This is a genomic window from Rhizobium sp. N324 (assembly GCF_001664485.1).
Classification (GTDB): Bacteria; Pseudomonadota; Alphaproteobacteria; order Rhizobiales; family Rhizobiaceae; genus Rhizobium.
Genome location: NZ_CP013630.1, coordinates 3,601,681 through 3,623,603 on the forward strand (window position 1 = coordinate 3,601,681; position 21,923 = coordinate 3,623,603).

The following is a 21,923-nucleotide window of genomic DNA, read 5'->3' on the forward strand; positions in this document are numbered from 1 at the left end:
GAGCTGAAGGACAGACGCGCGAGTTCGGCTAAGCTTGTTACAAGATTGGACGAAGACGCATGGCACGCAAGCCGATTGGAACTTTAGGCGCATCCACCCTTTTTGCAGCTGTTCTGGCTGCATCCACCGCATTTTCACAGGAAAAGCCGGTCGAAAAACCGCAGCAGAACCTGCCCGCGATCGTCGTCACCACGGCTGCGAACCGCACCCTCGTCGACCGTGTCATCGGCACGGGGACGGTCAAGCCGGTCGAGGAAGTCTATATCCAACCACAGGTCGAAGGCCTCTCGATCCGCGCCTTGAAAGCCGACGTCGGCGACAAGGTTCAAGCGGAAAGCACGCTGGCAACCCTCAACGATGATGCGCTGGTGCTGACGAAGAGCCAGATGATGGCGACGAAAGCCAAGGGCGAGGCTAGCCTTGCCCAGTTGCGCGCCCAGCTCATTGAGGCGCAGGCCAATGCCGAACAGGCAAGGCAGCAGCAAGCCCGTTCCCAGGAAATGGGCAAGAAGGGCACGGTTTCAACCGCCCAGGTCGAACAGGCTGATGCAACCGCCGCCGCCGCCAATGCGCGTGTCGTCTCCGCCGAACAAGCGATCGAGGTCGCCGAAGCCGATCTCAAGGTCTTCGACAGCCAGATCGCCGATGCGGATCTGAAGCTCGCCCGCACGGATGTGAAGACGCCGGTGGCGGGCACGATCTCGGCAAAGAACGCCAAGGTCGGCGCGATTGCCGCCGGCGCCGGCGATCCGCTGTTCACCCTCATCCGCGACGGCGATATCGAGCTTGTCGCCGAGGTCGCCGAAAGCGATATCGTCAGGATCATGGCCGGCCAGAAGGCGAGCATTTCCCTTTCGGGCAGCCGCGAGAAGCTTTCCGGCGCCGTGCGCCTGGTGTCTCCGACCGTCGATCCGGCCACCCGCCTCGGTCTCGTTCATATCTCGATCGACGATGACAGCAAGGCGCGTTCCGGCATGTATGGCAGCTCCGAGATCATCGTCCGCGAGACCGAAGGCGTCTCGCTTCCCCTGACGGCGGTGCTGACCGGCAATGAAGGCTCGTCGGCCCGCAAGGTCGAGGACGGCGTGGTAAAATTCGCCAAGATCGAGACCGGCATCCAGGACGGCCCCTATGTCGAGATCGTCAGTGGTTTGAAGAGCGGCGACGAGGTCGTGGCCAAGGCGGGCGCCTATGTCCGCGATGGCGACCACATCACGCCGGTGCGTGAACAGCCCTCGGCTTCCAACTAAAGAGACCATCCGATGAATTTTTCAGCCTGGTCCATTCGAAATCCGATCGCGCCGCTGCTGGCTTTCTGCCTGCTGATATTCATCGGCATGCAGTCCTTCAACAAGCTGCCGATCACCCGCTTCCCGAATATCGACGTGCCGCTCGTGTCGATCAGCGTGACGCAGAGCGGCGCTTCGCCAGCCGAACTCGAAATGCAGGTGACGAAGGAGATCGAAGATGCGATCGCCTCCATCACCGGCATCGACGAAATCCAGTCGACGGTGACCGACGGCAGCTCGCAGACCAATGTCATGTTCCGCATGGAAGTGCCGACGGAACAGGCGGTGCAGGACGTCAAGGATGCGATCGACCGCATCCGCAGCGATCTGCCGGCAACGGCCGAAGCGCCGATCGTCACCAAAGTCGATGTCGAAGGCCAGGCGATCCAGACCTTCGCCGTGTCCTCGCCCGATATGTCGCTGGAAGAACTATCCTGGTTCGTCGACGATACGGTCAAGCGTGCCCTGCAGGGCCAGGCCGGCATCGGCCGCGTCGATCGTTACGGCGGCGCCGAGCGCGAAGTGCGCATCGAACTCATCCCCGGCAAGCTCGATGCCCACGGCATCACCGCCGCCAGCGTCAACCAGCAGCTGCGCGGCACCAACGTCGATCTCGGCTCCGGCCGCGGCCAGGTGGCCGGCAGCGAACAGGCAATCCGCGTTCTCGGCGACGCCCGCAATGTCGCCGAACTTGCCGATACGACCATTGCGCTGCCGAACGGCCGTTTCGTCAAGCTGTCCGATCTCGGCGTCATCAAGGACACCTACGAGGAGCCGAAATCCTTCTCGCGCTTCAACGATACGCCTGTTGTCACCTTCGGCGTCTTCCGCTCGAAGGGCGCCAGCGAAGTCAGCGTCGCCGAAACCGTGGCCCAGAGCCTCGACAAGGTGAGGGGCGAAAACCCGAATGTGAAGATCGAACTGATCGACGATTCGGTTTATTTCACCTACGGCAACTACGAAGCCGCCATCCATACGCTGCTCGAAGGCGCGCTGCTCGCCGTCATCGTCGTCCTCCTCTTCCTCAGAAACTGGCGCGCGACCCTGATCTCGGCGATCGCCCTGCCGCTATCGGCGATCCCGACCTTCTGGGTCATGGACATGATGGGCTTCTCGCTGAACCTCGTCAGCTTTCTTGCCTTGACGCTGGCGACCGGCATCCTCGTCGACGATGCGATCGTCGAAATCGAGAACATCGCCCGCCACATCAAGATGGGCAAGACGCCCTATCGCGCGGCGATCGAGGCAGCGGATGAAATCGGCCTTGCCGTCATCGCCACCACCTTTACCATCATCGCGGTCTTCGTGCCGGTTTCCTTCATGCCGGGCATTCCGGGCCAGTACTTCATCCAGTTCGGCCTGACCGTCGCCTTTTCCGTCTTCTTCTCGCTGATGGTGGCGCGCCTCATCACCCCGATGATGGCCGCCTACCTCATGCGCGCCGAAGACGGCGTCGACGATCATCACGACAATGACGGTCTGCTGATGAAGGGCTATACGCGCCTTGTCACCGGCACGACCCGCAAGTGGTATTGGCGTTATACGACCCTGATCGTAGCCCTCATCTTCACGGTGGGTTCGGTCATCTCGCTGTTCATGTTCGTGCCCGGCAGCTTCCTGCCGACGGAAGATGCTTCGCGCATCGTTCTCTCCGTCGAACTGCCGCCCAATGCACGGCTTGATGACACCGAAAAGACGACCGATGCGATCTATGACAGGGTCAAGGACATCAACGGCGTCGAAAGCGTCTTCGTCCTCGGCGGCGCATCGCCGAAGGGCGAACTCGAACTGCGCCGCGCTACCATCACGCTGGCACTCCACAAGCTCGACCAGTCGCTGATCAAGAAGATGGTCAACGACGTCTTCGGCGCCATCCCGGTCATCGGACCGATGCTGCCGAAGGTGGAAGTCCATGGCCGTGAGCGTCCGCAGTGGGATATCGAAAAGGAAGTCTTCGCCAAGCTGCGCGACATTCCCGACGTCCATATTTTGAAGCTCAACGACCGCGGCGAACGCGACCTCGCCTTCAACTTCCTCTCCAAGAACGAGAAGGACCTGAACGACGCCGTCGGCATTCTGGAATCCAAGCTCCGCGCCGATCCGCTGCTTGCCAATGTCAGCGCCGATGGCGCCCTGCCCCGTCCAGAACTGCAGGTCTATCCACGAAAGGATGAGGCCGCCCGCCTCGGCATTACGCCGCAGCAGATCTCCGAGACGATCCGTGTCGCCACCATCGGCGATGTCGATGCGGCCCTTGCCAAGATCTCGCTCGACGATCGCCAGATCCCGATCCGGGTGCAGGCGGCAGTCGACATGCGCCGCGATCTCTCGGCCATCCGCGCATTGAAGATCCAGACCGCCAGCGGCGGCACTGTTCCGCTCGCAAGCGTCGCCAATATCGACTACTCGGAAGGCGTAAGCTCGATCAAGCGCAACAACCGTTACCGCGTCGTGGCGATCGGCTCCGACCTGCCGCAGGGTGTAGCCCTCGACACGGCGTCGGCCCGCTTCCGCGAGATCGTCAAATCAGCCAATATCCCGGCCTCCGTGCACCTTGCCGAAAGCGGCGACACCAAGGTACAGACCGAGATGCAGCAGAGCTTCGTCAACGCCATGCTGATGGGCCTGCTGCTGGTGCTGACGGTGCTGATCCTGCTCTTCAAGGACGTGATCCAGCCCTTCACCATCCTGTTCTCGCTGCCGCTTGCCATCGGCGGCGTCGCGGCGGCTTTGATCATCACCAGCAATCCGCTGTCCATGCCCGTCATGATCGGCATTCTGATGCTGATGGGTGTCGTCACCAAGAACGCTATCCTGCTCGTCGATTTCGCGATTGAGATGCGCCATCAGGGCATGGCCCGCGTCGAGGCCATGGTCGAAGCCGGCCGCAAGCGTGCTCGGCCGATCATCATGACTTCGATCGCCATGTCGGCGGGCATGCTGCCTTCCGCGCTCGGCGTCGGCGAAGGCGGCTCGTTCCGCGCGCCGATGGCGATCGCGGTGATCGGCGGCATCATCGTCTCGACCGTGCTGTCGCTGGTCGTCGTGCCCTCTTTCTTCCTGATCATGGACGATCTGTCCCGCCTGCTCGGCTGGATGTTCGGACGCCTGGTCGGCCGGAAGGACGAAGAGGAACTGCCACTGTCGCGCGAGGATCTCACCCGTGTTACGCGCGAGAACCGCGGCGACATCGACTCGCTGGAGGAGCGGCTGACCGCGATCGAAAAGCCGGAAAGCAAGCGCAAGGGCGCCAACGACACCAACGTGCTCCGCCTGCCCCCCTTCGCAGCGGAATAGGCAGGATTTACAAAATCGAACGGGCCGGGAGTGATCTCCCGGCCCGTTTCTTTTTGTCGTTCTGCCGCCGCCGGCGATTTCGGCTGACTGCGGCAGGTATGATCCTCAGAGCCCACCCTGCTCCCTGAGGAAGCTGACGATCGAGCTGACGCCGTCGCCGCGCTTCATGTCGGAGAAGACAAAGGGGCGGCTCGCGCGCATGCGTGTGGCATCCCGGTCCATCACCTCGAGATCGGCGCCGACATAGGGCGCCAGATCCTTCTTGTTGATGACGAGAAGATCCGACCGGGTGATGCCCGGCCCGCCCTTGCGCGGGATTTCTTCGCCCTGGCAGACGGAAATGACATAGATGGTGATATCGGCAAGATCGGGCGAGAAGGTCGCCGCCAGATTGTCGCCGCCGGATTCGATGAAGACCACGTCGAGATCCGGGATCCGCTGGTTGAGACCGGCAATCGCCTGAAGATTGATCGTCGCATCCTCGCGAATGGCGGTGTGCGGGCAGCCGCCGGTCTCGACGCCGACGATGCGGTCCGAAGTCAATGCCTGCATACGCACCAGCGCCTCGGCATCCTCGGTCGTGTAGATGTCGTTGGTGACGACGGCGACGGAATAGTCGTCGCGCATCGCCTTACAAAGCTTTTCGGTCAGCGCCGTCTTGCCCGAGCCGACCGGCCCGCCGATGCCGACGCGCAGGGGTCCGTTTCTTGATTTCATATGCCTTACTCCAATCGAACCCGATGATAGCCGTGGCCGCTGTGCACGCCACCGTCAAATGACGCAGATGCTCGGATAATTTTGCGCCATCACGAGCGGAACAGCCGCGTAGCCTGTGTCTCATGGCGCAGGCCGGCTATATCGGCCTGCACCGTCGCCGAACCTAGATCGTCGAGCGTCGAGGCCGCCGCCCGCCGGGCGACCTCGGTGATCTGCTCTTCGAGACCGGCAAGCACGGCGACACCGTCCCGCTGACCCGTGACGCCAAGGCGGATGCCGGAAGAGACTGCCTGCGAGGCATAGGCATGCAGGAAGGCGGCGAGCGCCTTCTTAGGCCCTATGCTGTGCGCGCCGGTCACCGCCCCGACGGCGACGGGATAGGCCGCCTTGGCAGGCAGCCTTTCGAACACGCCATCCGGCCAGGCGCGGGCCGCCGCCAGGAAGGCCTCACCGAGCAGCATGGTTTCCTGATGGCGCTCGCGCGATCCGGCAAGTGCGGCGGCAAGGGTGGCGATCTCGGCAAGGCGGGCGGGCTCTTCCTGGCACCTGTGGCTTTCGGCCAGCAGCACCGCATCGTTCCAGACCGAACCATGGCCGATCAGCGTCCCGATCCAGGCCGCGAGCGAGGCGGCATCAGTGACCAGCCCGTCGGCCACCGCCCGCTCCAGCCCGCCCGAATAGGCAAAGCTGCCGATCGGAAAGGCCGGCGAGAGCCATGCCGTCAGGCGCAGCAACGCTTGCAGCTCGTAATCCCTGGTCATCGAGCCTCAATCGTGCTTGTGGCCGTGATGCCCGTGGTGGTGATCATGGTCATGGTCATGGTCATGATTACACCCCGGCCCATGCACATGGTCGTGGCCGTGATCATGTTTGTGCTCATGCCCATGGTCATGCGTGGCATGACCGTGGTCATGAGCCGCATGACCGTGATCGTGCGAATGCCCGCCGTGGGAATGATAGGCACCGCGCGCCGGCTGGAAGGGTTCGTCGATGTCGAGGACGGTGGCGCCGAGCCCCTGCAGCATGCTGCGGATGACGTGGTCGCGCAGGATGACGATCCGGTCTTCCTCGATCTGGGCCGCGAGATGGCGGTTGCCGAGATGCCAGGCAAGCTCGACCAGATGCGTGCGGTCGCGGCCGCGAATTTCGAAGAGTTTCTCATCGGCCGCGAGGATCTCGATCAGTTCGCCGTCGTCGCGCACCAGCAGATCGCCATTGGCGAAAAGCACCGGGTCCTTGAGATCGAGCATGACCATTTCGCCATTTTCCAGATGCAGCAGCTTGCGGCGCAGATGGCGCAGATCGTGCGGCAGCTTGACCTGGGCAATCGGATGGGAGGACGGGGTTCCGGCGGGAAGATAGGAGGTAACGCGCTGCATGATATGTCCGTTTTGCTGAGGCGACCATGCAAAATAGCCTTTCCCGATGCAAGCACCAATGGCCTTTGTGCCCGCGTCGGGCTTTTATATTCCGTAAGCCTGCATCACGTTGTCGCTCTCGGCTCCCCCGCCTTTGGCATCGAGGCCATTATCGGCGAGCCCGTGCCAGGCATGATGCAGGCCTTCCCGCTCGTGTACGACGCGATTGCGTCCGAGCGCCTTGGCGAGATAGAGCGCCCGGTCTGCCGAAGCATAGACCGCCTGCTTGCTGCTCCCGGCGGCGAGATCGGCAACACCGCCGGAAACGGTGATGCGGATATCGTGCCCTTCGGCCGCGATGGCGCCGCTCGCGATCCGGGCTCGCACCCTTTCGATGCGCTCCATCCGCGCCTCCAGCGGCTCGCCGGAGACGATGACGCCAAACTCCTCTCCACCCAGCCTTGCGACGACGGACATTTCATCGAAGGCGGATGTAAGCATGGCCGAGACCGCGGTGATAACGGCATCGCCGCAGCCATGGCCGAAGCGATCGTTGATCGCCTTGAACCGGTCGACATCGAAAATCACAAGCGAGGCGTTGCCCTCGCTATTCTCCAACGCTTCCGTGAAGGCGCGGCGGTTCAACAGGCCCGAAAGCGTGTCCGTGCGGCTGAGCTTTTCGAACTCGGCCCGCGACAGCGTCAACTCATGCAGGGCAAAGCCGGCTGCCAGCGACAGCATGCCGGAAACCGTGCCGCCGACGAGCCAGGAAAAAATGGCGCCAAAGCCGATCGCGTGCGAGAGCGTCACCGGCAGCAGTCCGAAAAAACCGAGCGGCGGGATGGTCAGCGCCATGATGACGCCGGAGAGAATGATCGTGAGAAAGCTCATCTTCAACGCAAAGAGATAGACATTCCCGCGATATTGAAAATTGCCGAAATCGGCCTGCAGCGACATCCAGTTTCTCATGAGAATCGACCTTCCTGCCCGGCGTTTCAAGGCATTGATAGGAGCCCAATTGCTGCGGGTGTCTTAATCCACTCGTTAAAATTCGAACGGTTTTGGACCTTTCAGTGGACAGATTTTTTCTAGCAGGAGATGCAGCCCACCGATCCCTGAATCGGACAATGCGGAGAGCCACTTAAGGCATTGGTTTAAAACAGCTTTATCGAGATACAGCACTGGGCTGTTTCAGAATGGTGTAACTGGGGAAAATATCGCTTTTCCACCGATTTTTACAACCGAATGGAGAGTGCCCATCACGATTCAGTTTATGAACGGAGCGACCGGCGATTGGTTCAATTGTAGACACTCGCAGACAATCGCAATGATTGTGGAAGCGGGTTCCATAAGCCGGTCCGCAGCCCCGCCGAGCGGAGCGCCGCAGCCGTCCAGGTGTTGCAGCCGAAGAGGGCGTTGAAATATCCCTTGGCCTCGAAGAACCGGTCGATCTCGCCGTAACCGGCATCAGGGATCGGCGCCACAAGGCCGGCGTCACGAATGAAGCTGTCCGAGATAAAAATGCGCAGGCGCGCCAGTTGATCGTCGCTGACATCGAATGCCGCAACGCTCGGCTGCGGCTCGGTGATATCCCGGGCAAGGTCGACGTGCAGCACCGAACGGTCGATCGTCAGCGCCCGCAGCACCGGCAGCGGCTTCAGCTCCGACCAGCTCGGGGTTTCCAGATAGAAGGCACGGCCGCCCCAGCCGACAATGAGCCATTCCGCATCTGGATGGCCGAGCGGAAAACCGGTCTCGGCGAGAAAGGAAAAGGCAGCCCGCGTCTCCTCGTCCAGTGGAATGGCGATATCGGTATGGATCGGTCCGGACAGCAGGAGAATCCGATGCGTCACCGCCGCAGACGACGCCTTGACCGGGGCAATCAGCGGCCGGGGAACCAGCGTCCCGCAGGCCGCCAGAAACACCAGCAGGAATACGGTCCGCAACAGCCAGCGGATGCCTGTTTTCATCGGAGACATCCGTCGCACAGAGGGCCCTTTGGCCTAAAACAGGAAATAGCGCTGCGCCATCGGCAGCACCGTCGCCGGCTCGCATGTCAGCAACTCGCCGTTCGCCCTGACCTCGTAGGTCTCCGGATCGACTTCGATTTCCGGTGTCAGGTCGTTGTGGATCATCGACGCCTTGGAGATGCCGCCGCGGGTATTCTTCACCGCCACCAATTGCTTGGCGACCCCGAGCCGGCCCTTCAGGCCGGCATCGAGCGAGGCCTGGCTGACGAAGGTGACGGAGGAATTGGTGAGGCTTCGGCCGTAGGAGGCAAACATCGGCCGGTAATGCACCGGCTGCGGCGTCGGGATCGAGGCGTTCGGATCCCCCATCGGCGCGGCGGCGATCGAGCCGCCCAGCAGCACCATGTCGGGCTTCACGCCGAAGAAGGCCGGATTCCACAGCACAAGGTCGGCGCGCTTGCCGACTTCGACAGAGCCGATCTCGTGGCTGAGCCCATGGGCGATCGCCGGGTTGATCGTATATTTGGCGATATAGCGGCGGACGCGGAAATTGTCGTTGTCACCCTTTTCCTCCTTCAGCCGGCCGCGCTGGCGCTTCATCTTGTCGGCCGTCTGCCAGGTGCGGATCGCCACCTCGCCGACGCGGCCCATGGCCTGGCTGTCGGACGAGATGATCGAGAAGGCGCCGATATCGTGCAATATGTCTTCGGCGGCGATCGTCTCCTTGCGGATGCGGCTTTCGGCGAAGGCGATATCCTCAGGGATCGACGGCGACAGGTGATGGCAGACCATCAGCATGTCGAGATGCTCGGCAATGGTATTGACCGTATAGGGTCGCGTCGGATTGGTGGACGACGGAATGACGTTCGGCTGGCCGCAAATCTTGATGATGTCGGGCGCGTGACCGCCGCCCGCCCCTTCCGTGTGAAAGGCATGGATGGTGCGGCCCTTGATGGCGCCGATCGTATCCTCGACGAAGCCGCTTTCATTCAGCGTATCGGTGTGGATCATCACCTGCACGTCATATTCGTCGGCGACCGACAGGCAGCAGTCGATGGCGCCTGGAGTCGTGCCCCAGTCCTCGTGCAGCTTCAGCGAAGTGGCGCCGGCCAACACCATCTCGGTCAGCGCCCCCGGCAGCGAGGCATTGCCCTTGCCGGCAAAGGCGAGGTTCATCGGGAAGGCGTCGGCCGCTTCGATCATGCGCGCGAGATGCCAGGGCCCCGGCGTGCAGGTCGTGGCGAGCGTGCCGTGCGCCGGCCCGGTGCCGCCGCCGAGCATGCAGGTCATGCCCGACATCAGCGCTTCCTCGATCTGCTGCGGCGCGATGAAGTGGATATGGCTGTCCATGCCGCCGGCAGTGACGATCTTGCCTTCGGCGGCGATCGCCTCCGTGCCCGGCCCGACGATGATATTCACACCGGGCTGCATATCGGGATTGCCCGCCTTGCCGATCGCGACGATGCGGCCGTCCTTAAGGCCAATATCGGCCTTGTAGATGCCGGAGTGATCGACGATCACCGCATTGGTGATGACGGTGTCGACAGCGCCGTCCGCCCGCGTCACCTGGCTCTGGCCCATGCCGTCCCGGATCACCTTGCCGCCGCCGAACTTCACCTCCTCGCCATAGGTGGTGAAATCCTTCTCGATCTCGATGAAGAGCTCCGTGTCGGCAAGGCGCACTTTGTCGCCGGTGGTCGGTCCGAACATGCCGGCATAGGCAGCGCGCGAGATCTTGTAGGGCATCCATCAGGCTCCGTAGGAGGAAGAGACTAGAGCATGATGCCGAAAAGTGTGAGCGGTTTTCGGACGACATCATGCTCTAACTCTTTATTTTAGAACAGGATTCAGATTTTAGGCCAACCGGGCCTAAAATCATCCTGTTCTAGCGTTTTTCCGCCGAGCCGCTTGAGGCGGCCCAGGGCAATATAACTATCGACAAGCTGCCGTTCGGCCGCAAACGGGTGCCACTCCCAGCCGACGTGACCGAAGCCGGCCAACATCACTTCGGCATCGGGAAATTTGCTCAGCACTTCGGCAATGACGATCATGCCGCTGCTCGGCACGACATAGAGCACCGGCGCAAAGACCGAGAGCGACGCATCGACCGCCTCGTGGATCGATTTGTCGATGACCACATGCGTCTTGGCGGTCTCCGTGCAGAAGGCGCCAAATGCCTCCGTATAGTCGTCGCAGAAATCGTCGAGATCGGGGTGCGAGACGGCAAGCGGCGCCCGCATGGCGGCAAATTTGGCCGGGTCGCGCACGCTCCAGATTTCGCGGACCGAAACGACGCCGGGATGGGTCCGCCACTCGCGCGAGCCAAGCATCGCCTTTGCCGGCCGGCCGGTATTGCAGACCGCGACGGCATCCGTCCGGCTGCCGCCGGTCCCAAAGGAACGGCAATCGTTGAAGCGGATGACGAAATCGGCGGCATCGATCACGCCTGCTTCCGCCTCTGCGACCTCGCCATTGCCGACGATTACGATTTTCCTGATCACTTTAGTTGCTCATCGTGTCTTCGAGCTCTTTCAGCTCTTTCGTGCGTTTGTCGGTGATGTTGGCGAGGCACCCGGCGACCAGCATCGGCTCCATCGTGCCGCCGCGGGCCTGGAAACCGAAGGCGTCGCACTCGGCGTCCCGATAATCGATCCAGGCGCGCTGCGCCTTGACCAGCGCCTGCTCCGCACCCTTCATGTCGCCGTCGAGATCCTTGTCGACCGCCGCCAAGGCGGCGCGGGTCTTCTTATATTGCACATTCAAAGCCTTGTCGGCGGTCTCGTGGCGCGCCGCCTCGCAAGAGGTCATATCCGATTGCGTCTGGGGATTTTGGCAATCGATAGCCTCAGCGGAAGCGCTATCAGCCATCAGCAGCATCGCCGCCCCGATGAGGCAGATATTCAAACGCATGCATCCCTCCCGTTAGAGCTTGCCCATCACCAGCTGACGGAAGCCATAGACCTCGCGCTTGCCGGAAAGCGGGATCAGCGTCACCGAGCGCGTCTGTCCCGGCTCGAAGCGCACCGCCGTTCCCGCCGGAATATCCAGTCGTTTGCCATGCGCCGCCGCCCGATCGAAGGACAGCCCGGCATTGGTCTCGGCGAAATGATAGTGGCTGCCGACCTGCACCGGCCGGTCGCCGGTATTGGAAACCTCCAGCGTCACCGTCGGCGCGCCGGCATTCAGTTCGATGTCGCCGCTTGCGGCAATGATCTCACCCGGAATCATCTTATCTCCTTAAGCCGCCCTGGGCGCGCAGCCCTCGGCCTTCAGCACACGCTTCGTCGACGCCGGATGTTTGGCAAGCATCGCCGCCGGCCGGATGGGTCTGGCAACAAGATTGCCGCCGCAATTCGGGCAGACGCCCTTGAGCACGCCATCGACGCAATCGGCGCAGAAGGTGCATTCATAGGTGCAGATCCGTGCCGCCGCGCTCTCCGGCGGCAAATCCTTGTCGCAGCATTCGCAATTCGGCCTGAGCTCAAGCATATCGGTCTCCTTACCGGATCGGTTCGTGCACGGTGACGAGCTTGGTTCCATCCGGGAACGTCGCCTCCACCTGCACGTCGTGGATCATCTCGGCAACGCCTTCCATCACCTGGTCGCGGCCGATGACATGGGCGCCGGCCTCCATCAGCTCGGCGACCGGACGGCCGTCGCGGGCGCCTTCGACGACGAAGTCGCTGATCAGCGCGATCGCCTCGGGATAGTTGAGCTTGACGCCGCGCTCCAGCCGCCGCCGCGCCACCATCGCCGCCATCGATATCAGCAGCTTGTCTTTTTCTCTCGGAGTGAGGTTCATTATCTACCTGCTTATTGAACTCATAGATTCCAGACTTTCGGCACAGGCGCACCATTGCGCAAGGCGGAAATGACCGGGATCAGGATTTTTCTGAGCGAGAAGCCGTCGGCTGCCGCGAGGCGGACGACGAGCTTGCCGTCCCAGGCGCTCGCACCGCCCATCGCGCCCTCGACGAGCGGCCGCACCTTGCCGAGATAGGCTTCCGACAGCAGCCCGGCATAAAGCAGCGTCGCAAAAGCCACCTGCCCGCCGAGCACCGCCTGACGTGCTGCGAGCGCCGCCACCCCTTCGGAAAGCCTCAGCTCTTCGGCATGGATCAGTTGGCCCGAGCGGCGGATGCGCCAGCGGTCGCGGAAAAGCCCGGTCTCAACCGTCTCGCCCATCGCCTTGCGGCCGAGCAGTATGGCTTCGACGGCCAGGAATTCGGCGCTCTCGTCAAGATCGACATCCAGCCGGCGAAAAAGCGCGGCTCGATCGAAGAGGATCGTTTCCTGCGGCAACCAGTCGACGCGGGCTTGCCCTCCGACCTTGATGCTGGTCGTCACCTCGGCGGTGCCGGCCGATGCCTTGTAGATCTTCTCGCAGGCCTGGGTGGTGACGTCGATCTTGGTGCCGGCGCCGGCCGCGATGCTCCAGTCCATTCGATCGCCGCCGGTCAGCCCGCCTGCCGTGTTGATGATGACGGCTTCCATCGAGGCATCGAACGTATCGGGCAGACGGATCTTCGCCGCTCCCTCCTGATAGAGCTCACGCAGACGCGTGCGGCCATCGAGCAGCTTTGCCGCCAGATGCCCGCGTCCTTCCGCTCTTTGCGGTCTCGTGCCTGCCGCGGCAATCACCATATCGTGCCTTTCGGTCGCGCCACCGGTTTTCCATTCAATCGTGCGGGTAACGAAAGCAAGCAATTCCCATGCCGTCCGAGGATAGCCGCAGGGGGAGCAGGCAGATTTGAAAAACGCTCCGCCGTCTGCCGAAAATTACGGCATTTGCCGGTCATACGGTCAGATGACGGCGGGCCTCGGGCGTATCCAGCGTCTCGGCAAGGCCTTCATGGACGATTTCGCCGCGATCCATGATGTAGACGTAATCGGCAAGCTCCCGGCAGAAATCGAGATATTGTTCGACGAGCAGGATCGCCATGCCGGTGGAATCGCGGAGATAACGGATCGCCCGGCCGATATCCTTGATGATCGATGGCTGAATGCCTTCGGTCGGCTCGTCGAGCACGAGAATCCTCGGCCGCGTCACCATGGCGCGGCCGATCGCCAGCTGTTGCTGCTGGCCGCCGGAAAGATCGCCGCCGCGGCGCGACAGCATCGACTTCAGCACCGGGAAGAGGCTGAAGATATCGTCGGGTATGTTGCGGTCGCGGCGGCCGAGCGGAGCAAAGCCGGTTTCGAGATTTTCCTTGACCGTCAGCAGCGGGAAAATTTCCCGCCCCTGTGGCACATAACCGATGCCCTGCTTGGCGCGGGCAAACGGCGGCAGGCCGTTCAGCCTTGTGTCGTTGAACGTGACGGTGCCGGCCGACAGCGGATGCTGGCCGGTCACGGCGCGCAGGAGCGAACTCTTGCCGACGCCGTTGCGCCCCAGCACGCAGGTGATCTTGCCCATCTCCGCCCTGATGGAGATGCCGCGCAGCGCCTGCGCCGCGCCATAATGCAGATTTGCGTTTTCGACTGTCAGCATCCGTTCACCCATTCCCCATCAGTTCATCAGCGTACGCCTCAGCATCTGCAGGGCGTGCTCCTGTTCTTTCGTTCTCTCGCCGCCGGCGACGGCCACGTCCTCGGCAATGCCGATCAATTGCTGACGCTCCTGCATGTCGAGCGCCTTCATCCAGAGATCCCGGAACCGGCGGATCGGATCTTCGGGACTGGTGACGTTTTTGGACGCCCAATCGGCAAAAACCAGCACCTCTTCCATATCGCCCGGCCGGATGATGCCTTTCATACGGTTGCGGACGACATCCTTCGCGGCGTCGAAATGGATCGGCTTTTCCTTGGCAAGGCAGAAGAAGAAGGCCACTGCCGCAATCGCCGGATCGGCGATTGCGGCCAGCGGCGCTGCCTCCGCCTGCTTGCGCAACTTTCCGCGCCTATAGACGCCCCGCATCCTCTCGACGGAATCGATGATCTCGCTTCCGGCCTCACGCACCATTTTAAAACGCCAATACCAGATGACCGCGCCGCTGATAGCCGCGACCAGAATACCGAGAAAAGCCATGATGAAACCCCACAATAAAACCCGCCCGTTTTAAAGCGTGTTCTATTGTCAGGTTCAAGCCTGTAAGTTGCATGGATCACCGCCCCAGATAGTTCTCGATCACCTTCGGATCGGAACTGACGAAATCGATCGATCCCTCAGCCAGCACCGAGCCTTCTGCAAGGCATGTCACCTTGACGCCGAGGTCGCGGATGAAGCCCATGTCGTGCTCGACGACGACCACGGAGCGGGTCCTGGCGATGTCCTTGAGCAGGATCGCGGTTTCCGCGGTTTCCGCATCGGTCATCCCGGCCACCGGTTCGTCGACCAGCAGCAGCTTCGGCTCCTGCGCCAGCAGCATGCCGATTTCCAGCCATTGTTTCTGCCCATGCGACAGGTTGGCGGCAAATTCGTCACGGCGGTGCGTCAGCCGCACCGTATCGAGGATCTCATCGATGCGTGCCTTGTCCTCACCTGACAGCCGATAGAACAGCGTCGAGAACACGCCGCGACGGCGGTTCAGCGCCAGTTCCAGATTGTCCCACACCGTATGGCTTTCGAAGACCGTCGGCTTCTGGAATTTGCGGCCGATCCCGAGCTGGGCGATATCGGCCTCGTCCTTCTTGGTGAGATCGACAGTGCCGTTGAAGAACACTTCGCCCTCATCGGGCCTGGTCTTGCCGGTGATGATATCCATCATCGTCGTCTTGCCGGCGCCGTTCGGGCCGATAATGGCGCGAAGCTCCCCGGGTTCGATGACGATCGACAGCGAATTCAATGCCTTGAAGCCATCGAAGGAAACCGAAACGCCGTTGAGATAAAGCACGCTGTTGGGTTTGACGTCGGGAATCACTGTGCTCACTCCGCTGCCTGGATTTTCGGCTCGATGCCGTCTTCCTGCGCCGCCGGCGGCATCACAGGGGAAGCGGTTTTCCGTTTGCCGAGATAGGGGGCGATCGTGCCGACCACGCCCTTCGGCAGAAATAGCGTGACGGCGACGAAGAGACCGCCGAGCGCAAACAGCCAGAACTCCGGGAAGAGACCGGTGAAGATCGTCTTGCCGCCATTGACGAGGATCGCGCCGATGATCGGCCCGATCAGCGTCGCCCGCCCGCCGACCGCCGTCCAGATGACGACTTCGATCGAGTTGGCAGGAGCGAATTCGCCGGGGTTGATGATGCCGACCTGCGGAACGTAGAGCGCACCCGCAATGCCCGCCATCATCGCCGAGACGACGAAGGTGAAGAGCTTGAAATGTTCGACGCGGTAACCGAGGAAGCGCGTGCGGCTTTCCGCATCGCGCACGCCGACCAGCACCTTGCCGAATTTCGAACGAACGATCCCCGAGGCCAGCAGCAGCGACAGCGCCAGCATGACCGCGGTTGCGGCAAATAGGGCTGCACGCGTGCCGTCAGCCTGAACGTTGAAGCCGATAATGTCCTTGAAATCGGTCAGGCCGTTATTGCCGCCGAAGCCCATATCGTTACGGAAGAAGGCGAGCAGCAGCGCGTAGGTCATCGCCTGGGTGATGATCGAGAGATAGACGCCGTTGACGCGTGAGCGGAAGGCGAACCAGCCGAAGACAAAGGCGAGTAGGCCGGGCACGACGAGCACCATTAGCGCCGCAAACCAGAAGTGGTTGAAGCCGTACCAGAACCAGGGCAGATCCTTCCAGTTCAGGAACACCATGAAATCGGGCAGGATTGGGTCGCCGTAGCTGCCGCGGGTGCCGATCTGGCGCATCAGATACATGCCCATCGCATACCCGCCCAGCGCAAAGAAGGCGCCGTGGCCGAGCGAGAGAATGCCGCAGAAGCCCCAGACGAGATCGAGCGCCAGCGCCAGCAGCGCATAGGTCAGATACTTGCCGAACAGTGACATGACATAGGTCGGCACGTGCAGCGGATTGGTCGGCCCGGTCATCAGGTTCAGCACCGGTACGAGAACGGCGACCAGAAGCAGCAGGGCGATGGCAATGACGATCTTGCGATCTACTGATCGGAGAAGGAAGGCCGTTATCATGCTTCCACTGCCCTTCCTTTGAGCGCGAAGAGCCCGCGCGGACGCTTCTGGATGAAGAGAATGATGAGGACCAGCACCAGGATCTTGCCGAGCACGGCGCCGGCGAAGGGCTCGAGGAACTTGTTGACGACGCCGAGCGAGAGCGCGCCGACCAGCGTGCCCCAGAGGTTGCCGACACCGCCGAAGACGACGACCATGAAGCTGTCGATGATGTAGGATTGACCGAGATTCGGCGAAACATTGTCGATCTGGCTGAGCGCCACGCCGGCAATACCGGCAATGCCCGAACCGAGCGCGAAGGTGAAGGCGTCGACCCAGCCGGTGCGGATGCCCATCGACGATGCCATGCGGCGGTTCTGCGTGACGGCGCGCATCTGCAGGCCGAAGGCTGAGCGCTTGAGCAGCAGGAGCAGCGTCACGAACACAACCATCGAAAAGACGATGATCCATAGCCGGTTCCAGGTGATGGAGAGCCCGCCGAGATCGAAGACGCCGGACATCCAGGTCGGATTGCGGACCTCGCGGTTGGTCGGCCCGAAGATGCTGCGCACGGCCTGCTGCAGGACCAGCGACACGCCCCAGGTGGCGAGCAGCGTTTCGAGCGGCCGGCCGTAGAGATAGCGGATGACGGCGCGCTCGATGACGAGGCCGACAAAGCCGGTGAAGACGAAGGCGGCCGGCACCGCAAAGGCCAGCGAATAATCGGCAAGCGCGGGATAGGACGAGGTAATCGTTTCCTGCACCACATAGGTCGTATAGGCGCCGATCATCACCATTTCGCCATGCGCCATGTTGATGACGCCCATGACGCCGAAGGTGATAGCAAGGCCGATCGCCGCCAGCAGCAGCACCGAGCCGAGCGACAATCCGTACCAGACGTTCTGGACGATATCCCACAGCGCCAGGCTGCGATTGATGGTGCTGATACCTGCCTGGATCGCCGGCTTCAGGTCATCAGGCGCGGTTTCGAGTGTGGTCGTCAGAATGGTCAGCGCATCACGATTGCCGCGAGCCGCAATCGTATCGATCGCAGCCTTCTTGTCTTCGACGCTCGCATCCGTCTTCAGCAGCAGCACGGCGCGCGCCGCTTCCATCGTATTTTTGATCTCGGCGTCCTTTTCAGCCGCAAGCGCCGCGTTCAGCAGGTCGAGATTGGCGGGATCGGCATCCTTCAGCAGGCCTTGTGCCGCGGCAAGCCGCGCCGAACGATCCGGGCTCATCAGCGTCAGCTGGCTGGTGGCGGCGCTGATGACGCCGCGAAGTGAATTGTTGATCTTGACCTTGCTCATCATGTCAGGATCGACATCGGCGGCCGCTTCACCGCTGATCGGATCGGAATAGGTCGGTTCGTCATCGGTGCCGCCCTGGAGGAGCACCGGGCCGCCATCGGAATTGACGTAGAGAAGGCCGTCGCTCAACTGCTGCAGGATCTGGCTGACATGCGGATCCTTGGAGGCGACCAGCGCCTTGATGGCCGCCTCGCGTTCCGGGAAGTCGCCGACGCCGAGCGCATCGATGAGCAGGTGGATATCGCCCTCTGCCCGAACTTCGCTCGATATTGCCGAGCCCGGAAATGCGAGGCCGGAAAATGTCAGGCCCGAGAACGTCAGGCAAAGCGTGAGAAGGAAAATCTTGATGGCGCGATACATCGGCTTTCTCGCCCTGGATAGTGTTGGCGTCGCGGCGTAATCGCTGGGACGGAGCTTCCGCCCGGGATCGAACCCGGACGGAAGTCTTCAAGCAATCATCTGATCGGCGTCGTACTCAGGAACCCTTGCCGCCGCACTTGCCAGTGGCAACGTTGAAGTTGCCGCAGGACATCGGCTTACGCCAATCGGAGATCAGGTCCTTGGAATCAGGCAGGTAATCGGACCATTCGTCGCCGACGACGGCGGGCGTCTGCTGGACGATTTCGAACTGGCCGTTGGCCTGGATTTCACCGATCAGCACGGGCTTGGTGATGTGGTGGTTCGGCATGACGGTCGCATAGCCGCCGGAGAGATTTGGAACGCTGACGCCGATGATGGAGTCGAGAACCTTGTCGGTATCGGTCGTGCCGGCGGCCTGGACGGCCTTAACCCATGCGTTGAAGCCGATATATGCAGCTTCCATCGGGTCGTTCGTCACGCGCTTGTCGTTCTTGGTGTAAGCATGCCAGTCCTTGATGAACTTCTTGTTGGCCGGGCTTTCCACGGACTCGAAATAGTTCCAGGCAGCGAGATGGCCGACGAGCGGCTTGGTGTCGAGACCGGCAAGTTCTTCTTCACCGACCGAGAAGGCGACGACGGGAATGTCGGTTGCCTTGATGCCCTTGTTGCCCAGTTCCTTGTAGAACGGAACGTTGGCGTCGCCGTTGATCGTCGAGACGACGGCGGTCTTCTTGCCGGCCGAACCAAATTCCTTGATCTTGGCAACTTCGGTCTGCCAGTCGGAGAAGCCGAACGGCGTGTAGTTGGTCATGATGTCTTCTTTCGGAATACCCTTCGAAATCAGGTATGCCTCGAGAATCTTGTTGGTCGTGCGCGGATAGACGTAGTCGGTCCCTTCGAGCACGAAGCGCTTGACGCCTTCCTTTTCCATCAGGTAGTCGACCGCCGGAATGGCCTGCTGGTTCGGCGCAGCCCCGGTGTAGAAGATGTTGCGCGAGGATTCTTCGCCCTCATACTGCACGGGGTAGAAGAGCAGCGAATTCAGCTCTTCGAAAACCGGCAGAACGGACTTGCGCGACGAGGACGTCCAGCAGCCGAAGACCGCAGCAACCTTGTCCTTCTGGATCAGCTCGCGGGCCTTTTCCGCAAACAGCGGCCAGTCGGAGGCCGGATCGACGACGACGGCCTCGAGCTTCTTGCCGAGAAGGCCGCCCTTCTTGTTCTGCTCGTCGATGAGCATCAGCATGGCGTCTTTCAGCGTGGTTTCGGAAATCGCCATCGTGCCGGAAAGCGAATGCAATACGCCGACTTTGATCGTGTCGTCGGCGGCAACCGCGCCCTGGAAGGCGGCCGATGCCGCCATGACGGCACCGAGCGCAGCGCCGGTGATCGTGGATCTGAGATTCATCTGGTTGAGCCCCTCTTCTTGTTCCGCAACAGGCCGGAAACGGAATTTAACTGTTGCCGAGGGGACTATCGGGTGCTGCATCGCAAAAACACATACGCAAAATGACGTAGGCGCAGGGGGCAAACGGACATACGGAAAGCAACGGGCATCCCCACCGTTGGGAATGCCCTCTTGGTTCGAGAAGAAAATTATCCGTCGATCGTCAGGGTGACCGATGTCGGGCCGTAAGAGAGGCTCGCCTTGTGGCCGGAGATGGTGAGCTTACCGAAGGTGCCAGAAAGGCTGCCTGCCTTCAGGATCTCGATCTTCGTTCCGGCCGCCGGGACAAAACCATCGGCAAGCGTCACGTCGAGATCGCCGGCCAACGCTGCTTTGCCCTCGACCGCCAGCGTGCCGGCACCGTTTGCACCGAGCGCCAGTTTCGCCGTCGCATTGGCGGATTGCTGGTAGTCGCCGCCGACCGTCAGAGGCTTGTCAGCCGCCACGACGAGCGAACCGCCATCGACCGTCAGTCCGCCGGAGCCGAAAGCCGACGACGATCCGGCCACCAGAGCGCCCTCTTCAAGTACGGTGCCGCCGGCATAGCTGTTGGCGCCTGATAGTCCGAGGATGCCGCTGCCGCGTTTCACAAACTTGCCCTTGCCGCCGATGTCGTTGCGCCAGCTGTCGATCGCATGGAAGCCGCCCTTTGCCGCGTCCATCGTGACGCTCACGTCCTGATCGAAGGCGCCGTAACCGTCGGCGGCGGCAAACAGGTTGAGGCGGCCATAACCTTCCGCGTCGTCGATGAGCGGATAGCCGGAGGCGATCTCCGTCGTCTTCAGCACCTCGCGGCGCTGCTCGCCGTCGAGATAGGGCAGACGCGTTTCGAGCAGCGCTTCAGCGCCCTGCGGCACGCGGGCCGGCTGATCGGTCGGATGGATCGTCGGCAGGCCGTAGCTCAGGCGCTGCAGCACGTAAGCACGATTGGCGTCATGATCGGCGAAACGGTCCGCGGCGATCGGCGCCGCATGGGCGGCAACTTCGAGCGCGCCGGCATCGGCAACGCCGGATTTGGCAATGAGCCAGGACTGCGCCTGGGCATAAGCATCGTTCTTCAGCGCTGTATTGTCGGCCTTGTTCAGATTGTAGACGACCGTCGCGGTGCCGAGCATCCGGCCGCCCATCACATCTAGCGGAGAATGCATGCCGGCAAGGATGCGATCCTCGCCCAGCTCGCTGGCGCGCGTGATCATTTCCTGAAAGCGCTGCGGCACGAGATAGGCCATGGCGAGCGCATCCCGCCAGGCTTCCGCCGTATGCCCGCTTGGGAAGCCGCCATCCTCGACCGGCTTGCCGCTCTTGGCGGGCTCGAGCGTCGGGACGACCGAAACGTCCTGGCTCCAGCGATACGGACGGCCATATTTGAAATAGCGCTTGGCAGGCTCCGTCGAGCCGTCACCGCTTGCGGCGTTGATGAAGTCGATTGCCAGGCCCATGTCCGGATTGGCATCGGTCTTATTTTCCTTGTCCGGCTTGCTGCCGGCGCCCCGATTGTTACCCTTATCGTCATATTTGACCGTCGTCGCATCGGCGGCCACCTCGGTGATCGTGGTCGTCTGCTTGGAGCCGGCCTTCCAGGCAGCCGTCAGCGGGCCGAGGCCATCGACGATGCTGGCATTCTTGCCGCGCCGGTCGTCGAGATAGGCGGCGACCGCCTGCTCGGCCGTCCGCGCCCGCGTCGCCTTGACCACATAGGCGATGTTCGCATCATGGACGAGCTTGTTGACGACCTGACCGTCGGTCTTGCTGGCGGGAATGCCGTCCCAATCCGTCTTGGCGACGGCCGGACAATTGTCCTTGGCCGGGGCTTCCACGCCCGCATCGACGAAGGGCGTGCGCGGGGTCCAGATTTCGAGAAAGCCGGAGAGCAGATGAACGGCGGCATTGGTGTCCACCGTCGAGAAGCAGGCGTCACCGCGCTTGTTGGTGTTTCCGGTCTCGGCATAGGGCGCTTTCGCCGCTGTGGCCTGCTCGGCGCCCGCCAGCGACGGCACGATCGAAACGAGGCAGACGAGGGCGGTGCTCAGGCGGAAAAGGCGTGAAACAGACATGGGTGATACCTGAAATGGTTGAAGGAACGGCGGGAGAGTTAGACGGCCCGTGTGACAGACCGGCTTCAAAAATATGGCGGTTCCGTGAATCTGCCAGTGCTCCGCCCTTGCCT

The 21,923-nt window shown here is 62.0% G+C and carries 21 protein-coding genes; 2 read left to right on the forward strand and 19 right to left on the reverse strand.

What is annotated here, in order from left to right:
* Positions 1-59 precede the first annotated feature (59 nt).
* Positions 60-1,250, forward strand: a complete 1,191-nt coding sequence (locus tag AMK05_RS17350; RefSeq protein WP_064840401.1) for an efflux RND transporter periplasmic adaptor subunit — start codon at positions 60-62, stop codon at positions 1,248-1,250.
* Positions 1,251-1,262: 12 nt separating this feature from the next.
* Positions 1,263-4,586, forward strand: a complete 3,324-nt coding sequence (locus tag AMK05_RS17355; RefSeq protein WP_064840402.1) for an efflux RND transporter permease subunit — start codon at positions 1,263-1,265, stop codon at positions 4,584-4,586.
* A gap of 105 nt (positions 4,587-4,691) precedes the next feature.
* Here AMK05_RS17355 and ureG read toward each other — a convergent pair whose 3' ends face one another.
* From ureG to AMK05_RS17450, 19 genes are all read right to left on the reverse strand, one after another.
* Positions 4,692-5,303: an urease accessory protein UreG gene (gene ureG, locus AMK05_RS17360; RefSeq protein WP_003542294.1), complete on the reverse strand. Its 612-nt coding sequence runs from the start codon at positions 5,301-5,303 to the stop codon at positions 4,692-4,694.
* Between the two features lie 89 nt (positions 5,304-5,392).
* Positions 5,393-6,064: an urease accessory protein UreF gene (locus AMK05_RS17365; RefSeq protein WP_064840403.1), complete on the reverse strand. Its 672-nt coding sequence runs from the start codon at positions 6,062-6,064 to the stop codon at positions 5,393-5,395.
* Between the two features lie 6 nt (positions 6,065-6,070).
* Positions 6,071-6,682, reverse strand: a complete 612-nt coding sequence (gene ureE / locus AMK05_RS17370) for an urease accessory protein UreE (protein ID WP_064840404.1) — start codon at positions 6,680-6,682, stop codon at positions 6,071-6,073.
* An 84-nt stretch (positions 6,683-6,766) separates the two neighbouring features.
* A complete protein-coding gene (locus AMK05_RS17375; RefSeq protein WP_064840405.1) occupies positions 6,767-7,630 on the reverse strand; it encodes a GGDEF domain-containing protein in 864 nt (287 codons plus the stop codon).
* Positions 7,631-7,959: 329 nt separating this feature from the next.
* The gene (locus AMK05_RS17380; RefSeq protein WP_064840406.1) at positions 7,960-8,631 is read right to left on the reverse strand and encodes a TIGR02117 family protein; all 672 of its coding nucleotides are present in this window, start codon (positions 8,629-8,631) and stop codon (positions 7,960-7,962) included.
* Between the two features lie 33 nt (positions 8,632-8,664).
* Positions 8,665-10,377, reverse strand: coding sequence for an urease subunit alpha (ureC, locus tag AMK05_RS17385; protein WP_064840407.1), 1,713 nt, complete (start codon positions 10,375-10,377; stop codon positions 8,665-8,667).
* A gap of 101 nt (positions 10,378-10,478) precedes the next feature.
* On the reverse strand, positions 10,479-11,132 hold the full coding sequence (locus AMK05_RS17390) for a hypothetical protein (protein ID WP_064840408.1): 654 nt from the start codon (positions 11,130-11,132) through the stop codon (positions 10,479-10,481).
* Position 11,133: 1 nt separating this feature from the next.
* Positions 11,134-11,541, reverse strand: coding sequence for a lysozyme inhibitor LprI family protein (locus AMK05_RS17395; protein ID WP_064840409.1), 408 nt, complete (start codon positions 11,539-11,541; stop codon positions 11,134-11,136).
* A gap of 12 nt (positions 11,542-11,553) precedes the next feature.
* Entirely contained in the window at positions 11,554-11,859 is a 306-nt protein-coding gene (locus AMK05_RS17400; protein ID WP_003542314.1) for an urease subunit beta, read from the reverse strand.
* Between the two features lie 9 nt (positions 11,860-11,868).
* Positions 11,869-12,120 carry a DUF1272 domain-containing protein gene (locus AMK05_RS17405; protein WP_064840410.1) on the reverse strand — a complete coding sequence of 84 codons (252 nt, stop codon included), beginning with the start codon at positions 12,118-12,120 and terminating at the stop codon, positions 11,869-11,871.
* A 10-nt stretch (positions 12,121-12,130) separates the two neighbouring features.
* On the reverse strand, positions 12,131-12,433 hold the full coding sequence (locus tag AMK05_RS17410; RefSeq protein ID WP_064695492.1) for an urease subunit gamma: 303 nt from the start codon (positions 12,431-12,433) through the stop codon (positions 12,131-12,133).
* A gap of 20 nt (positions 12,434-12,453) precedes the next feature.
* A complete protein-coding gene (locus AMK05_RS17415) occupies positions 12,454-13,275 on the reverse strand; it encodes an urease accessory protein UreD (RefSeq protein WP_064840411.1) in 822 nt (273 codons plus the stop codon).
* Between the two features lie 151 nt (positions 13,276-13,426).
* Positions 13,427-14,122, reverse strand: coding sequence for an urea ABC transporter ATP-binding subunit UrtE (urtE, locus tag AMK05_RS17420; RefSeq protein ID WP_064841423.1), 696 nt, complete (start codon positions 14,120-14,122; stop codon positions 13,427-13,429).
* An 18-nt stretch (positions 14,123-14,140) separates the two neighbouring features.
* Positions 14,141-14,659, reverse strand: a complete 519-nt coding sequence (locus AMK05_RS17425) for a hypothetical protein (RefSeq protein ID WP_064841424.1) — start codon at positions 14,657-14,659, stop codon at positions 14,141-14,143.
* A gap of 76 nt (positions 14,660-14,735) precedes the next feature.
* Positions 14,736-15,491, reverse strand: a complete 756-nt coding sequence (gene urtD, locus AMK05_RS17430) for an urea ABC transporter ATP-binding protein UrtD (RefSeq protein ID WP_064841425.1) — start codon at positions 15,489-15,491, stop codon at positions 14,736-14,738.
* A gap of 5 nt (positions 15,492-15,496) precedes the next feature.
* On the reverse strand, positions 15,497-16,660 hold the full coding sequence (gene urtC / locus AMK05_RS17435; protein ID WP_064840412.1) for an urea ABC transporter permease subunit UrtC: 1,164 nt from the start codon (positions 16,658-16,660) through the stop codon (positions 15,497-15,499).
* Entirely contained in the window at positions 16,657-18,309 is a 1,653-nt protein-coding gene (urtB, locus tag AMK05_RS17440; protein WP_064840413.1) for an urea ABC transporter permease subunit UrtB, read from the reverse strand. Before urtB ends, urtC begins: the two co-directional genes overlap by 4 nt.
* A gap of 115 nt (positions 18,310-18,424) precedes the next feature.
* On the reverse strand, positions 18,425-19,717 hold the full coding sequence (gene urtA, locus AMK05_RS17445) for an urea ABC transporter substrate-binding protein (RefSeq protein WP_064840414.1): 1,293 nt from the start codon (positions 19,715-19,717) through the stop codon (positions 18,425-18,427).
* A gap of 188 nt (positions 19,718-19,905) precedes the next feature.
* Positions 19,906-21,810 carry an acid phosphatase gene (locus AMK05_RS17450; RefSeq protein ID WP_064840415.1) on the reverse strand — a complete coding sequence of 635 codons (1,905 nt, stop codon included), beginning with the start codon at positions 21,808-21,810 and terminating at the stop codon, positions 19,906-19,908.
* Positions 21,811-21,923 lie beyond the last annotated feature (113 nt).